The organism is Deinococcus sp. Marseille-Q6407 (assembly GCF_946848805.1).
Lineage (GTDB): Bacteria > Deinococcota > Deinococci > Deinococcales > Deinococcaceae > Deinococcus.
This window is the reverse complement of sequence record NZ_CAMPFU010000003.1, coordinates 90339-105073: the sequence shown is the minus strand read 5'-3', so window position 1 is coordinate 105073 and position 14735 is coordinate 90339. Positions and strand designations below refer to the sequence as shown.

Genomic DNA, 14735 nt, shown 5'->3' with positions numbered 1-14735 from the left:
ACAAAGGCAGCTGAATTGTCTCTGTGCCCTCACCCTAGCCGGAGTGTCAGCCCCGCGTCAGCGCCCGGGCTTACCGTGGCCGAACAGGGCATGAGCTATGCTGGGAGTTGGTGCTCCGCAGACCCAGACCGGTACTGTTCTCCTAACTTTTTCTGGCCTGCCCGGGGGGCTTTTACTCATGACCAAAGTGGACCGCCAGGAACAGGATACCCAGCGCCGCCGCCGCATCGCGCGGGCGGCTTTCGAGCTGTTTGCCCGCTCGGGCCTGGAAGCCATCAGCGCGGCCGATATCGCCCGGGCCGCCTATGTCAGCCGCACCAACCTTTACCGTTATTTTCCCAGCAAGCTGCATATGCTGCTGGCCCACTTCGAGGAAACGGTGGAAGAAACCCGGCAAGCAGCGCAGCGCCGCCTGGCCGAGGGCAAGTCGCCGCAGCTGATCTGGCAGGCGGTGACGGCCCGGATGGCCGACCTGGGTGTGCGCTATCACCACCTGGTCGGGGCGGTGGCCTCGGCGGCGCTGGGCGCACGCGGCCGGTCGGGTGACCAGGCCCAGCTGACCGCCGCCGAGCTGGCCGGGCCGCACACCAGCCTCAGCGAACTGGTCAAGCCGGTGCTGCTGTCCATGCAGCAGCGCGGCGAACTGCGCGAGGAAGTGGACGTGCAGGTGCTGAGCGATCTGCTGGTGGATTCCTGCCTGCTGGCGCTGCTCCAAGGCCACCACCGCACCCGTGAAGAGGTGCGGCGCGACTGGCAGGACCGCCTGGAATTGCTGCTGTCCGGGGCGCTGCGCGATGGCCAGCGGCTGGTCTGGGAACTGCCGGATTCTTCCAGCAGCTCCAAGGCCGACGACCAGACCCGCAGCGGCTGAGAGTTGCGGCGCGGCGCCAGTTACTCGGCGTTCGGCGCCGCCTGACTTGAACCTGGCTCCCCGGGACCGGCTGACCCTTCCTGGCCCAGAGCGCGGGAGGGCGTAGCCGGCGCGCGTCCCGCCCGGCTGGGCAGCGAGAACAGCAGCGCGGCCACCAGCACCAGCCCGGCGCCCAGCAGCGAAAGCAGCCCCGGGCGCTCGCCGAACAGGGCCAGGGCCAGCAGCCCGGCCACCACTGGCTCCAGGCTGGCCAGTACGCTGGCCTGGGTGGCTCCCAGCCGCTGTAATCCGGCGCTGTACAGCAGATAGGCCAGATAGGTGGACAGCAGCGCGGTGGCGCCGATGGCCAGCCACGCCTCCGGCGACTTGCCGGTGAAGCTGGTCAGCGGCAGCAGGCACAGGGCACCTACCGGCAGGGCGACCGCATACAGCACCGCCGGCGGGTAGCGGTTAAAAAACAGCTTGCCATACGGGTAATAGAGGCTGTAGCTGAAGCCGCTCAGCAGCCCCCAGATCAGGGCGGCGGGCGTCACCTGAATATTTTCACCCCCGCCCAGTGAAATCAGGGCAATGCCGCCCAGGGTCAGCGCCACGGCACCCAGTTCGCGCAGGCCGGTGGGCTCGCGCAGCAGCAGGGCACCCCACAGCGCCACGAACGCCGGCGCCGTATAGAGCAGCACGCTGGCCAGGCTGGCACCGGCCGCCTGCACCGCCAGCTGGTAGGCCCCGTAAAAGAGGCTGACTCTCAGCACCCCGAAAAGTGCCGTCCAGAGCAGATCAAGGCTGCGCGGCAAAGCCTGCCGGGAGGCTGCTGCCTGTAATCCGAACAGGCCCCCGCCCAGCGCCGCTCGCCAGAAAGCCACCTCCAGCGGCGCGACCCCGGCCTGCTGTGCATACTTGCCGAAAATACCCAGCAGACCCCAGAGACAGGCGGCCAGCACGATCAGCAGACTGGCCGGAAGCGGAGCACGCGGCCGGGTGAAAAGAGACATGCATAATTATGTGAATAACAAGCGGCTTTGTGAAGCCTGCCTGTTTCCTCTGGGCACTGACGCCGACCGGCACGGGTCAGGCCGTTTTGGGGGAAAAGCGGCCCTCTTGATCTTCAAAGGCCAGATGAAAATCTGAAGGCTCTATGAACTGCTGAAATGAAGAGACCCGTTTCTAGCCGTGCAGGACGCTCGCGCAGCTTTTGTGTGGAAATGAGGGGCTCTATGAGAATCCTGACGGTTTCTCTATTTGAGACCAATATTTAGGGTTACCTAAAACGCATAGAGCCCGTATAGGTGCATAGAATGGCCCAGTTCCCCAAACTATTAAGGCCGGATAAAAGCCCGGCACGTACACTCGTTACTTGATGAAAGCACTTCGCACCCTGATGCTCTCGACCGCCGCCGCACTGGCCTGCACCGTTTCTGCCGGAGCTTTGACCGCTCAGGCGGAAAACGGTTCCTTGGCCGCGGCCGCCGAAGCCCATGGCGTGAGCGCCCAGCTGACGCAGTCCACCGACCTGTCCCCGGAAGCCGATACTCTGCCCGGCTACGGCCTGGAAGTGGAAAGCCAGAATGCCCCGGCCCAGTTCGCCGGCCCCGTGATCACCCCGGCCGGCTCCGGCGGCGCCACCGTGCGCACCGCCGCTTCCCGCTACCTGGGGATTCCCTACCGCATGGGCGGAACCGGCCGCGGCACCGTGGACTGCTCCGGCTACACCCAGCTGGTCTTCCGCAACATGGGGATCAGCATTCCCCGCACCACCGGCGGCCAGTGGCGCACCGGCTACTCGGTGAGCAGCCGCAGCCTGCGCGCCGGCGACCTGGTGTTCTTCAACACCATGGGCCGCGGCGTGAGCCACGTGGGCGTCTACCTGGGCAACGATCAGATGGCCAACGCCAACTCCTACTATGGCCGCTCCATGGTCGAGCCGATGTTCGGCAACCGCTACTGGGCCAGCCGCTACGTCGGCGCCCGCCGCGTGCTGTAAGCCTTTTTCTCACCACACAACAGAGCCGCTTCTCCGGGTGCGCGGAAGAAGCGGCTCTGGGTATTGGTCTTGGGGTTCGCCGGGTCTGAGGCAGCACCTGCGCCCACCCAAGGTATCTAGAACAGCGTGGGCTGGTCGCTGGGGGCCGGCGGAGTAACCGGGAAGGGCCGCTCGCCGCGCAGCACGCCGGCCACCTCCTGAATGTCCTCCCAGGTCAGGCTCTTGGGACCACCTTTGACGCGGGTGTCGTTGCGCAGCAGGTAGGCCGGGTGGAACATCGGCATCAAGGCGGCGGTGGCGCCGCTGCCGGGCAGGGTATAAGGGTGCCACTGCCCGCGCATCCGGGTGATCCCTTGCTGGGTGCCCAGCAGGTGCCGGGTGGGCGTGTTGCCCATCGTCACGATGACCCGGGGCCGCAGCAGCGCCAGCTGGCGGTTGAGCCACAGGTCGGTGCAGATGTCGGTCTCGGCCGGGGTGGGGGCGCGGTTGCCCGGCGGCCGGCACTTGACGATGTTGGTGATATAGGTGTCCTGCCGGTCCAGGCCCACGCCGGCCAGAATCCGGTCCAGCAGCTGCCCGGCCTGACCGATAAAGGGGCGGCCAACACGGTCCTCGTTGCCGCCGGGGCCTTCGCCGATAATCAGCAGCTGGGCGGCCGGGTTGCCGTCGGCCACCACCACCTGCAGGCAGCCGGCCCGCAGCGGGCAGGCGTGGCAGGCCTTGTTTTCGCGCTCCAGCTCGTCCAGGGCCCGCAGGTCAGGAGCCCAGAGATCTGCATGGTCGGGGGTCGTCATGCTGCCCAGCCTAGCCCAGAGCCGCCGCGGCGCCTGGGCATGAATTCGCAATTTCCCGCTCTGAGGCGGCATAGTAGGGCCGGTGCCGAGCGGACGCGTACACAATTCCATCAATATGGCCGTGCTGCTGGCACTGGGCACCGGGACGCTGCTGGCTTCGCGGGCCGGGCTGGTTACGCTGACCCAGTCGCAGACCCTGCAATTCTCGCTGGGCTTCCTGGCCGGCACCTTCTTGCTGTCGCCGGACCTGGACCTTTCCGAGCAGCGCGTGAACTCCAAGAAGAACTGGGGCTTTCTGGGGCCGCTGTGGGTGCCTTACGGCATGGTGTTCAGCCACCGTGGGCTGTCGCACACCTGGGTGATCGGGCCGCTGACCCGGCTGGCTTACCTGGCCATTCTGGTGTTTCTGGCGGTGGGCCTGCTGCGCACCTTCTGGCCGGCGGTGCATCTTCCGGCGCTGCCCGACCCTTTCAAGTGGAAGCTGCTGGTGCCGGTTACGCTGGGGTACTTTCTCAGTCAGTGGCTGCACCTGATTGCCGACGGTATTCGCCCAGACCACGGCCTGCGCCGGGCGCGGCGCCGCCGCCGCGGGAGAGCCTGAAAAGGAAACGGGGCGGGAGCTGCCTCCGCTGCCCCTGCCCCTGTTTGAAGAGCCACTGACCGGCTTAAGGCTGGTACCACTTGTAGGTGTTGGGCGGCAGCCGGTAGAACACCAGATTGACCGGTAGGGCGCTGCCGTTGGACGGCATGAACTGGATGCGGACCCGGTCGGACTTGGCCCGCCACAGCAGCTGCGGCTCGTTGGGCGTCAGGGCGTTGCCCTCGCGCGGCAGCTTGATGACCTGGGTCAGGTCGCCGTCGATGATGCGCATGGCACCCCGGTAGAGGCCCCCGCGCGGGCTGAGGGCGATGGCGGTGTTGGCCGCGCCGGTAAATTCCATGTCGTACATCACGCCGTAGTTGCCGGCCAGCCGCTGCGCGCTGCCGGTGACCGAATCGCGGCCGGTGATGACCGGGTCGTGCTGCCCGTCACCGATGACCACTCGCGCCGGCAGCTGCGTGAGCGCCGTCGTCATCGGGCGGTCGGCGCCCGCGAAGGTGCCGCGCTGGTGCCGGCCGTCCAGCGGCAGGTAGGGCAGCGACCGCAGCGCCGCGTCGCTGAGCGGCACGCCTTCTTCCAGCATCACGAAGCTGACCGCCACCCGCCCGCTGGTGCGCAGGTCCTGCAGGATGCTGACACCGTGCCCCGGATTGAGGGTGGGGCTGACATACACGGCGCTCAGGCCGCCGGCCGGCAGGTTCAGTGCGCCGCGGGGCGTGCTGGAGAAATAGTCCAGCAGCGTCACCTGCCCCAGAATGCCCTCGACCCGGCTGGGGGCGGTTTCGCCCTGCTGGGCGACCTGCACACTGACCGGGCGGCTTTCCAGGTTGCGGACTGCGATATACAGCCGCGTCGGGCGGCCCAGGTCGTTGACGTGGTAGCCCAGCAGCCGCGCCTCGCCGCTCACCTGATCCTGATACAGCACGCCGTTCTGATTGGGTTTTTCGGGGCTGTCGCTGAACAGCAGCGGTAGCGGCCGCGGGGTGCCCTGCTGCATGGTCAGCGCCGGATAGTTCAGGATGCGGCCGTCGGCGAACTTGTCCCCGATTTCGCCGTACCGCAGTGCATAGGTGACCGGCGTCTCGCCCGATTGCCCCTCGACGCGGATGGTGCGGGTATAGGCGGTGGAACTCTGCCCGCGGCCGTTGGTGACCTGCAGGCTGACCGGATAGTTGCCCGGTGCCCAGTAGGCGTCCTGCCGGCCAGTCCAGTTGCGGGCAGTCAGGCCGCCGCCTTCGGGGTCGTAAGAATACTCGGTAAAGACCACCCGTTCGCCGGGAGCATAGACAGCCTTGTCGGTCGCGAAGCGGGCCTGCGGGGCGGCCGGTTGCACGGCCGCCGGGGAGGAAGGGGAAGGCGCTGAAGGAAAGACCGGCGCTGGAACCGGCGTTAATGCCCCGGGAGCCACCGGCGTCGCAGGCACAGCTGTGATGGGGGCTGCCGGCCGTGGCGCGGCTGCGCCCGGCGTCGCTCCCGGCCAGACTGGCGGTGTGGAAGCAGGTGCTGCAGGCCGGGGCGAAGTCAGGGCGCGTGACGGCGGCACGAACTCGCCGCGGGGCGGCACCGACAGCGCGGCCGAGTCACCTGGGCCAGGAATGAACTGCCCGCCCAGGCCCACCGCAATGACCCGCGCCGAGACATAGACCTTGCCGCCCAGCACGGCCACGCTGCCGGCTTCCTGCAGCCGCCCGCCCACCGTGGCGGTAGGGGGATCGCTGCTGAGGTCCACCGCCAGGTCGCCGCCCATCACGCTCACCACGTCGCCCTGGCGGGTCAGGTGGTAGCCCAGCAGCAATACGGTGTCGTTCAGCGGCAGCATGGTCCGGCCGCCTACCACTTGCGGCGCGGCGATGTTGGCGCTGTTGCCGCCGATCAGGACGTTGTTCTGCCCCGGGCTGAAACTCAGCTGCAGCTGGGCGCCGGCGGCGCTGCACAGGCCCAGGCCCAGCAGGCCGGTCCGCAGCCAGCGAGCGGTGCGGGTCAGTCGGTGAGATGAAGGCCATTGCGAGCGAACACACATAAGCCTCAGTATGCTTGCCCAAGCTGACGCGCACCTGCAGATGTTATGAGGGCCGGGAGGGTGAGAGCGGCTGGCCGGCGCCCCCTGAGCGTGCCCGTCGGTGAATCCGCCCCAGGCGCCACAAGAAAGCGGCATTGATCAGCCAGGCCAGCGCCATCAGGGCCAGCGGCCAGGCCCCTTGCAGCCAAGCCAGCGAGCTGGGCCAGCTGCCGGCGGGCCACAGCGACAGCGGCCAGGGCAAGGCCTCACCGGCGGCCAGCAGGGCAGCGGCACGGCCGGCTGCCCAGGCCAGCCCGCCCAACACGAACGACAGCAGCAGCGGGCCGCCCCAGACCCATTCCAGCAGGCCACTGCCGGGCAGCACCCAGGCCAGCGGGTCACGTTCCGGCCGGCGGGCTGCAAGGTCGCTCTGGCCCCAGCGGTCAGTGCGCAGCGGAGCGCCGGCCGGGCGGCGCGGTGGCAGCAACGCCAGCAGTAGGGTGCCCAGTGCCAGCAGTTCAGACAGCCACAGCAGTGCCCAGGGATGCAACTGGCCCTGGCGTGCCCCGGCGGCAATGTCCTGCAGCTGCTGACCCGGTTCCAGCAGCTGCGAGCGCCACAGCCCGGTCACGCCACCACTGAGTGCCCGGATCAGGCTGCGGTCGTCGGGGTAACACAGGCGTGGGTCCCCGCCGCGGTACTGTTCCTGAAACTCGCTGCCCAGGGTCAGCACCGGAAAGCCCAGGTTGTAGGCGGCTGCGCCCAGGCCGGGCTGCTCGGCCAGCGCGGAGCGGAACAGGGCGTCGGCGCTGGGACGGTCGCCGCGCAGGGCCGCAATCACGCCGAGGTTGTTGCGGGCGCAGGGCAGCGCCTGGGCCGCCTGATAACGTACCCGCGCCGCCGAAAGGTCGCCTGAAAGCTGAGTGCTGAGCCCCCGCAGCAGTGTGGCTTCGGGGCTGCTGCCCAGCGGCAGCCGGGCCAGGGCGTTTTCGGCCCAGGCACCCCCATAGGTGCCGGTGTTCAGTGCCGGCGTTTCCAGCAGCCGTGCTGTTCGGCTGGCCCACAGGCCGCCGCTGACACTCAGCACCAGCGCGGCGCTCAGCAGCAGCAGGGTCAGGCGCTCACCGGTGCCGGCGTAGTGCAGCGGGGTATAACTCAGGCGCTCCAGCGGGCGGGGCTTCCAGCTGTGCCCACCTTCGTTGCCGGGGCCAGAGGTCAGGCTGGACAGATCGGCCCGCCGGGCCGCCCGGGCCTGCCGCAGGATGCTCCAGGCGGCCAGCAGCAGGCTGAGCGTCAGGGCTGCGGCGACCAGGCTGCTGGTATCACGCAGCCTGATCAGGCCCTGGTCGCCGCGGTGATAGAGGGTCTCGCTGCGCAGCGAATCGGCAAAGCGCCGCCACTCGCTGGCCTCGCCGGCGCGGCCCTGACTTTCCAGCAGCCCGGTGTAGCGCAGGTATAGCGATTCGCCGCCCTGGATTCGGGGGTGCAGCGTGCGCAGATGCCGCAGCCACACCCCGGCGCGGGTCAGCCGGCCCTGCTCCAGCAGCGAATTGATGTAGCCGGCAGGGTTCCCGTAGGCTTCCGGGGCGCTGCGGCTGACCCGGATGGCCGGATCGTACCCGCGCTGCGCGGCGTCGGCGCGGGCCAGTTCCAGCGCCCGGTCGGCCTGCTCGGCATAGCCGGCGGCGTCCAGCCGGGCCGCCAACTTGACCCATACTGGAAAAGGCTGCGGCATGGCCATCAGCTGCCTGAGGTGCGCGGCTTCCTGCGCGGGCTGCCCGGCGGCCCGGGCCTGTTGCGCGGCCCGCAGGCCCAGAAACGGGTTAAAAGCGTCGCGGCGCCACTGCTGCGCCACCTGCGAGTCGGGCACCAGATCGGCGGCCCGCATGGTCCAGAGCGTGACTGCCGGGTCGGGCGTAAAGACCACCCGCTCCTGGGTACCGGCCCCGTTTTCCGGCGCAGTCAGGGTAAAAGTCTCGCGGTAGTCGCCGCCCGAAACGGTGGCCCGGATCAGGCCGCCAGAGCCGTCCAGCGTCAGCACCGGCGCCGACAGGTCGTAGCGGGCCAGCACCTTGCCCTGTTCGTTGTAGGCCAGCACGGCCGGGCCGGCGCCCAGATAGGTTACGTCGCCCTGGCGCAGTGGTCCCCGCAGGTCACCCAACTCGGGTGGAAAGGTCTGTGCCCAGCTCACCTCACCCAGCCGCGAACCGGTCAGGACGCGGCCCTGCAGCTGCACCTCGGTGGCCGGCGTGCCGCGCTGCGCGGTGAAGCCGGTTGCGGTGGAGGTGGCTACTGTGGAGGTGGCCGCCGTCTGCGCCTGCACCATTCCCGGCGCGGCCAGACACAGCAGCGCTGCCGTCAGCCGGCCCAGCTGGCGTCGGTGGCGCGTCACTGGCCGGCTCCAGACTCGGCTGCCTCTGACCCGGCTGCACGCAGCTGTTGCTGGCGGCTTTGGAGCACCATGTGCGCGGCCCGCACGCCCATCACCAGCACGCCCAGCAGGGTGGCCCAGAAGCCGCCCTCGCGCCAGGACAGCCACAGCGCCACCGGCACCACGGCGCCGGCCGTGACCGGCACCACGTTGATATGCACGTAGCGCTGCAGCAGCAACTTGTAGAGCGGCATGAAAATAGCCGTGGCCACCAGCGCACCCAGCAGGGCTTGCGGAGCCGCCAGGGCCAGTGCCCCGATCAGGGTGGCGATACCGCCCCCGCCCCGGAAGCCGAACAGCGGCGGGTAGCAGTGGCCCAGCACCACGAAAAAGGTGGCCAGGGCCGCGCCCAGCTGTGGGTCCTGCGGCATCAGCTGTCCAGCCAGATACACCGCCAGGGTGCCTTTCAGGCCGTCGAACAGCGCCACACCGATGCCGGCCGCCGGCCCGTACTGCCGCCAGGTGCCGCTGCCGCCCGGCAGGTCGGCCCGGCGGATGTCCTGCCCGCGCCAGTGCGAATACAAAACGCCCGCCACCAGCGAGCCCAGCAGCAGCGACAGCAGGGAAACGAGCAGCCACATGGGGGCAGTCTAACGCGGGGCTTGCCCCGCCGGGCTTACGGTGCTGGCCCGCCCGGCCTCTTTAGACTGGACCGCGAGATGCCTGCTGCCCACGCCCGCCGCCTGACCCGCCCTGAACTGCGCCGTTACAGCCGCCCGCTGCTGGTGACCGAATGGCAACAAGCCGGCGCACAGGAGCGGCTGGCGGCGGCGCGGGTGCTGCTGGTGGGGGCCGGCGGCCTGGGCTGCGCGGTGGCGGCGGCGCTGGCCGGCGCCGGCGTGGGCAGGCTGCGAATTTCCGACCATGACACGGTGGACCTCAGCAACCTGCACCGGCAGCTGCTGTTCCGCACGGCCGATGTAGGGCGTTCCAAGGCCGAGCTGGCAGCGGCTCAGGCGCAGGCCATCAACCCATTCGTGCGGCCCGAAGTGGTGCCGGCCCTGACCCCGGACAACGCTGCCGAACTGCTAGACGGAATGTCGCTGGTGATAGACGCCACCGACAACCTGGACACCCGCTATGCACTGGCCGACGCGGCGCACGCGGCCGGGCTGCCCTGCGTGTGGGGCGCGGCTAGTGGCACCTCGGGCATGGTGACGGTGTTCGCACAGGGCCGCCGCCTGCAGGACGTCTTCCCACCAGCAGGGGCGCAGGCGGACAGCTGCGACGAAGCCGGCGTGCTGGGCCCGGTGCCGGCGCTGGTGGGGCAGATGATGGCCCTTGAAGCTCTCAAGCTGCTGGGCGGCGTCGGGCAGCCGCTGCTGGGCCGGCTCTGGACCTTTGACGGTCTGAGCGGCCGAGTCCGTATCATCACGCTTCCTCCTTTGGCTGAGTAGCCTCCGCCCCCCCAGATGGGTGGATATTTTGTAAACTTTTTTACATTTGTGCTAAGGTTCGCCAAAGACCAAATGAAGCTGGCCGGGCTCAGCCGGGCCATGCGCAGGCACCGGGCTGCCGTACCCGTGGCTTTTGCTGGAGGAAGCTATGAACAAGGAAAAAGTCGCCAAGGCCGAACTGGCCTCCCGTATCAGTGAGCAGACTGGACTTTCGCGCAAGCAGGCCGGTGAAGTGGTCACATCGGCCGTGTCGCTGATGGTGGACGCCCTGAAAGAAGGCCGCACCGTAGGCCTGCTGGGCCTGGGCACCTTCAGTATCTCCCCAACAGCCCAGCGTCAGGGTGTGCGCCCCGGTACCACTGAACGCATCACCATCCCTGCCGGAAAAAAGGTGCGCTTCAAGATTTCCACTGGCCTTAAAGACCGGCTCTGAGGCTGCTGGCGCTGGCCTGCCTGAATGGGTGGGCCGGCGCTTATGCTTGGAGCGCCGGCCTCCAGAGTGCCGGCAGTGGATTAGCGGAACAGGTCCTGCAAGACTGCCCGGGCCGCCTGCCAGCCGCTCATGCCGTGTACACCGCCCCCGGGCGGAGTGGCCGAACTGCACAGATACACCTGCGGGTCGGGCGTGCGGTAGGGCGTGGGCGTGGGCACCGGGCGGGCCAGCAGCCCCGGCAGGTCAAAACGGCCCCCGTTCACGTCGCCGCCCACAAAGACCGGGCTGAACGCTTCGAGGTCACGGGGCGTGGTGACTTCGCGGTGCAGGACGAGCGAGCGAAAGCTGGGTGCCAGTTGTTCCAGTGCCGCTTCGATGGTATCGGCATAGGCTGACTCGGTGTCGGCCGGGGCGTGCGCGTAGACCCAGAAGGTGTGCCTGCCGGCCGGCGCCCGGCTGGGGTCAAAGAGGGTGTGCTGAGCGGCCAGCAGATAGGGCCGCTCCGGCAGCTGCCCATCGGCGGCGTTCTCCTCAGCGCCGGCAATGGTTGCCAGGCTGCCGCCGATATGTAAGGTGGCGGCGCGGGCGGCCGCCGGGTCCCGCCAGGGCACTGGCCCGCTGAGGGCATAGTCCAGCTTGACGGCGCCCAGGCCATAGCGAAAGCGGGCCAGCCAGGCGTCGTAGGCGGGGGTAGAGCGGCGCAGCAGGCGGCGGGCGACCACCGGGCTGGAATCCACCAGCACCGCCCGCGCCGCCGGCAGGTCAGCGCGCGAGGCCACCGGGGTATTCAGATGAATCTCGCCGCCCAGAAAGCGGAAATAGTCGGCCAGGGCGTCGGCCAGGGCCTGGGCGCCGCCGCGCGGAAACGGCCAGCCCCCGGCGTGCGCGGCGCTGCCCAGCATCAGGACGGCGGCGCTTACACCGGGGGTCCGCATCGGCAGGTTCACGTGCGCGGCCAAGCCGGCCCACAGTGCCCGGGCTTCTTCGGTCTGAAACAGCCGGGCCAGCAGCGGCGCCGGCACCAGCGCCGGCAGTCCGAAGCGGGCCAGGGTCAGCGGCCAGCGCGGCACCCGCAGCAGCGGCCGCAAGGTGTCTTCCAGCAGCCGGGGCTGAGCGGCGACCAGCGGCCCGAACAGGGCGCGCCAGCGGTCACCGTCGGGGCCCAACTGCTCGGCAGCGGCGTCCAGGTTTTGCGGCAGTGCCAGCGCCCGGCCGTCCCACCACAGGTGCGCGTAAGGGGCCGGCGAGCGCACCCAGTCCAGCCCGAAAGCGTGCAGCGGCCAGGTCTGCCACACAGGCGAAGCGTAGCCCAGCGGGTGAATGGCGCTCCCGTTGTCGAAGGTAAAGCCTTGCCACTGCCGGCTGCTCAGGCCGCCGCCCACCTGCGAGTGCGCTTCCAGCAGCTGCACCTTCAGCCCGGCGCGGGCCAGGGTGATGGCTGCACTCAGTCCATTGGGGCCAGCGCCCACCACCACGGCGTCCAGGGTCATGCGTCCAGTCTAGCGGGGCCGGCCGTACTGGACTGAGTGCAGAGCCTTATAAAACAGGAAGGCCGGCCGGCACAGCCGCCTTCTGCAGCTGCCCGCGACAGAGGCTGCCCTCACAGAGTCGGGCGCCCGACCCTCTAGACTGCCGGGTATGAACCTCGGACCCATGGAAATTCTGGTCATTCTGGTCGTTGCTCTGGTGCTGTTCGGCCCCAGCAAGCTGCCCGAGCTGGGCAAGAGCCTGGGCCGGGGAGTGCGCGAGTTCAAGCGCGGCACCCAGGGCCTCAAGGATGAGCTGGAAAACAGCCTCAAGGAAGAGCCGGCCCGGCCCCAGGGAACGCCGGTTCAGACTCAGCCCGTGCAAACTCAGCCTGTACAGAGCCAAACTGTGCCGAGCCAACCCGTGCAGCCCCAGCCGGCCCAGGCGCCGATGCCTGCCGTGACCGCCTCCCAGGCGCCGGTTGCCAGCGCCCCAGCCAGCGGCGAACAGGTGGTTTATGCGGCAGCACCCCAGCCGCTGCAGCCTGCGGCCACTCAGCCGGAAGCTGCCCAGCCTGCGCCGGTGCAGCCCGCGCCGCTGCGTGCTTCCGACCTGGCGGTGGCGCCGGTCGTGCAGACGCCGGTGGCAGATGCGGCCCCCGCCGAGACACCCGCGCCGGCTGAGCCCACCCACCGCGCCTGAATCCATCTCCTGTGCCTGAGCTGAGGACGGCTGAGCGAGTCTGCTGGTCCACCACATTCCAGCGCGCCTTTTCGGGTATTTTTCGCTAAGCTGCGGCACATGACCCCCGCCCGCCGAGGTTCCCGTTGTTAGCCCGCGTTCGCAGCGCCGCTCTGGTGGGGGTGGACGCCGTGCCGGTCGAGGTGGAGGTGGATGTCTCGCCGGGCCTGCCTGCCTTTATGGTGGTGGGCCTGCCGGATCAGGCAGTCAGCGAGGCCCGCGAGCGGGTGCGGGCGGCCATTCGCAATTCGGGTCTGCCGTTTCCGGCGGCCCGCATCACTGTCAATCTGGCCCCAGCCGACCTCCGCAAGGAAGGCCCGCTGTACGATCTGCCCATCGCGCTGGGCGTGCTGGCGGCGCAGGAGCAAATACCGCTGGACGCCCTGCGCGGCCTGATCTGCGCCGGTGAGCTGGCGCTGGACGGCTCGCTGCGGCCGGTGGCGGGCGCGGTCAATCTGGCACTGCTGGCCGCCGAGCTGAACTTGCCCGCGCTGGTGCCGGCCGGCAGCGCCGAGGAGGCGGCCCTGATCGAGGTGCCGGTGTACGGCGCCGCCTCCTTGCTGGACGCGGTGCGGCACCTGACCGCCCAGGCCCCACTGCCACTCACCGCGCCGCCCCAGCCGCAGGAAGGCTGGCTGGACGCCCCCGACCTGGCCGACGTCAAAGGCCAGACAGCCGCCAAACGGGCACTGGAAATCGCGGCGGCCGGCGGGCACAACCTCTTGATGGTGGGCAGCCCCGGCAGCGGCAAGACCATGCTGGCCCGCCGCGCCGCTGGCCTGCTGCCTCCCCTGACCCGCAGCGAGGCGCTGGAAGTGACCCGGATTCATTCGGCTGCCGGGCTGCTGACGCGGGGTGGCCTGCTGGGTGCGCCGCCTTACCGCAGCCCGCACCACACCGTGTCGGACGCCGGTCTGATTGGCGGGGGCAGCGTGCCCAAACCTGGCGAGGTCAGCTTGGCCCACCGGGGCCTGCTGTTTCTGGACGAATTCCCGGAGTTCTCGCGCCGGGCACTCGAAACGCTGCGTCAGCCGCTGGAAGACGGCCGGGTGGTGATTTCCCGCGCCCGCGCCAGCGTGGAGTATCCGGCCCGCTTTCAGCTGATTGCCGCCATGAACCCCTGCCCCTGCGGCTACCTGGGCGACCCTGAAAAACCCTGTACCTGCACGCCGGTGCAGCGCACCCGCTACCTCGCCCGGTTGAGCGGCCCGCTGCTGGACCGCATTGACCTGACCGTGACGGTGCCGCGTCTCACGGTGGACGAACTGACCCGGGCGCCCCAGGGCGAAAGCACCGCCGAGGTGCGCGGGCGGGTGCTGGCGGCCCGCGAGCGGATGCACCGCCGCCAGGAAAGCCGCAACGCCGACCTGGTGGGGCAGAGCCTGCAGCAGGCCGCCGCGCTGGACGCCGGCCCTGAGAACTTTATGCGGGCGGCGGCCCGGCAACTGGGGCTGACTGGCCGCGGCTACGACCGGGTGCTGCGGGTGGCCCGTACAGTGGCGGACCTGGCCGGAGCCGAGTACGTCGCGGAAGCCCACCTCGCCGAAGCACTGACCTTCCGCCCGCGCGAGTTGGCCTAGCGCGAATGGAACTCTTTTCCCTGAGTCTGCTGGGCGCGCCAGCGCTGCTCTGGCCTCTGGTGGCCCTGCGGATTCCCACTGAGCCGCTTGCACTCAGCCGGACGGTGGCCTACGCGCTTTCTCTGGCTTGCCTCAGTCTGCCGCTGGCCTGGCTTTACCTGGTGTTCCTGGGTTCGGTGGCCTGCCCGGCCGGTTTTCCGCTGGCCGCTGGCTCTGCCGGCTCTGGGCGCAGCGCTGCTCACCGGCTGGCAGGCCATGCTTGTCGGGCGCGCTGGTGGCCAGAGAGAAGCCCGGCTGCTCTGGGCAATACCCGTCGTGCTGCTGGTGGGCTGGATCCTGAATTTCGGTGGTTTGGCTCCGGCAGAGGAGCCGCACCCTGCTTGCACTGAGGCGGTGAATGCCGGGCCAGCCTGGCCTGACTGGGTAGACTATCTCTGGGA

13 protein-coding genes are annotated in these 14735 nt (G+C 69.4%); 7 read left to right on the top strand and 6 right to left on the bottom strand.

The window, feature by feature from the left end; all coding sequences use genetic code 11:
* Window positions 1-178: 178 nt before the first annotated feature.
* Window positions 179-871, top strand: coding sequence for a TetR/AcrR family transcriptional regulator (locus OCI36_RS07550; RefSeq protein WP_261664487.1), 693 nt, complete (start codon window positions 179-181; stop codon window positions 869-871).
* A 20-nt stretch (window positions 872-891) separates the two neighbouring features.
* Here OCI36_RS07550 and OCI36_RS07545 read toward each other — a convergent pair whose 3' ends face one another.
* Window positions 892-1863 carry a DMT family transporter gene (locus OCI36_RS07545; protein WP_261664486.1) on the bottom strand — a complete coding sequence of 324 codons (972 nt, stop codon included), beginning with the start codon at window positions 1861-1863 and terminating at the stop codon, window positions 892-894.
* Between the two features lie 365 nt (window positions 1864-2228).
* Here OCI36_RS07545 and OCI36_RS07540 point away from each other — a divergent pair, with 365 nt between their 5' ends.
* On the top strand, window positions 2229-2852 hold the full coding sequence (locus tag OCI36_RS07540) for a C40 family peptidase (protein ID WP_261664886.1): 624 nt from the start codon (window positions 2229-2231) through the stop codon (window positions 2850-2852).
* A gap of 116 nt (window positions 2853-2968) precedes the next feature.
* On the opposite strand, the gene OCI36_RS07535 is transcribed toward OCI36_RS07540, so the two are convergent.
* Window positions 2969-3646, bottom strand: a complete 678-nt coding sequence (locus tag OCI36_RS07535) for a uracil-DNA glycosylase family protein (protein ID WP_261664485.1) — start codon at window positions 3644-3646, stop codon at window positions 2969-2971.
* Between the two features lie 82 nt (window positions 3647-3728).
* Here OCI36_RS07535 and OCI36_RS07530 point away from each other — a divergent pair, with 82 nt between their 5' ends.
* Window positions 3729-4247 (top strand): metal-binding protein, encoded by a 519-nt coding sequence (locus OCI36_RS07530; protein WP_261664484.1) that lies wholly within the window; start codon window positions 3729-3731, stop codon window positions 4245-4247.
* A 64-nt stretch (window positions 4248-4311) separates the two neighbouring features.
* Here OCI36_RS07530 and OCI36_RS07525 read toward each other — a convergent pair whose 3' ends face one another.
* The 3 genes from OCI36_RS07525 to OCI36_RS07515 are packed head-to-tail and all read right to left on the bottom strand — an operon-like array spanning window position 4312 to window position 9258.
* Entirely contained in the window at window positions 4312-6267 is a 1956-nt protein-coding gene (locus OCI36_RS07525) for a copper amine oxidase N-terminal domain-containing protein (RefSeq protein ID WP_261664483.1), read from the bottom strand.
* Between the two features lie 43 nt (window positions 6268-6310).
* On the bottom strand, window positions 6311-8638 hold the full coding sequence (locus OCI36_RS07520; RefSeq protein ID WP_261664482.1) for a hypothetical protein: 2328 nt from the start codon (window positions 8636-8638) through the stop codon (window positions 6311-6313).
* Complete coding sequence (locus OCI36_RS07515) at window positions 8635-9258, bottom strand: glycerol-3-phosphate acyltransferase (protein WP_261664481.1); 624 nt, start codon at window positions 9256-9258, stop codon at window positions 8635-8637. Before OCI36_RS07515 ends, OCI36_RS07520 begins: the two co-directional genes overlap by 4 nt.
* 78 nt (window positions 9259-9336) lie before the next feature.
* On the opposite strand from OCI36_RS07515, the gene OCI36_RS07510 reads away from it, so the two are divergent.
* Complete coding sequence (locus tag OCI36_RS07510; protein ID WP_261664480.1) at window positions 9337-10074, top strand: HesA/MoeB/ThiF family protein; 738 nt, start codon at window positions 9337-9339, stop codon at window positions 10072-10074.
* Between the two features lie 148 nt (window positions 10075-10222).
* Window positions 10223-10507: an HU family DNA-binding protein gene (locus OCI36_RS07505; RefSeq protein WP_261664479.1), complete on the top strand. Its 285-nt coding sequence runs from the start codon at window positions 10223-10225 to the stop codon at window positions 10505-10507.
* Window positions 10508-10587: 80 nt separating this feature from the next.
* On the opposite strand, the gene OCI36_RS07500 is transcribed toward OCI36_RS07505, so the two are convergent.
* Window positions 10588-11997 (bottom strand): phytoene desaturase family protein, encoded by a 1410-nt coding sequence (locus tag OCI36_RS07500; RefSeq protein ID WP_261664478.1) that lies wholly within the window; start codon window positions 11995-11997, stop codon window positions 10588-10590.
* 148 nt (window positions 11998-12145) lie between these two features.
* Here OCI36_RS07500 and tatA point away from each other — a divergent pair, with 148 nt between their 5' ends.
* Together tatA and OCI36_RS07490 are read left to right on the top strand one after the other, a co-directional pair.
* Entirely contained in the window at window positions 12146-12676 is a 531-nt protein-coding gene (gene tatA, locus OCI36_RS07495; RefSeq protein ID WP_261664477.1) for a twin-arginine translocase TatA/TatE family subunit, read from the top strand.
* 125 nt (window positions 12677-12801) lie between these two features.
* Window positions 12802-14295: a YifB family Mg chelatase-like AAA ATPase gene (locus OCI36_RS07490; protein WP_261664476.1), complete on the top strand. Its 1494-nt coding sequence runs from the start codon at window positions 12802-12804 to the stop codon at window positions 14293-14295.
* Window positions 14296-14735: the final 440 nt, after the last annotated feature.